We start from the raw sequence: 507 nt of genomic DNA on the forward strand, positions 1-507 counted from the left end.
AATATGTATAAAATAAAATTTATAATAATTACATTCCTATTTATATTTAGTTTATGTAATGCCCAAAACAATAATAATACAAAAATAAAAATTACTATAAATAATCAAGTATTGGAAGGCGTTATATACGACACAGAATTATCAAAAGAGATAATGAATATATTTCCGCTTACAGTTTCTATGATAGGTTATGCAAACAGAGAATACTACGGTTCAATAGACTATAGACCAAAAAACATAACAAAAGGACAATTCAATTTTCAAAATGGAGATATAACATACTGTGCTAGAAATAATTCATTAGCAATATTTTATTCTCAGTCAGATAATCCTAATCTTACTATGGAAGTTATACCTATTGGTAAGATTACATCAGATTTAAAAGTTTTTCATAATTTATATAACAAYGGACAAAGAAGAGTTAATATAACTTTCAGTTTAGAAAATTAATTACAGTAAAGGAGTATATATGAAAAAATATATAATTATAATTTTTTGTTTGGCTTT

At 23.1% G+C, this 507-nt stretch carries 1 protein-coding gene; it reads left to right on the plus strand.

Translation table 11 applies throughout. The features are described 5' to 3' along the window. Nucleotides 1–3 precede the first annotated feature (3 nt). The gene (locus GQX97_RS14705) at nt 4–450 is read left to right on the plus strand and encodes a cyclophilin-like fold protein (RefSeq protein ID WP_157143678.1); all 447 of its coding nucleotides are present in this window, start codon (nt 4–6) and stop codon (nt 448–450) included. The last annotated feature ends 57 nt before the right edge of the window (nt 451–507 follow it).

The organism is Brachyspira sp. SAP_772, assembly GCF_009755885.1.
GTDB lineage: Bacteria > Spirochaetota > Brachyspiria > Brachyspirales > Brachyspiraceae > Brachyspira.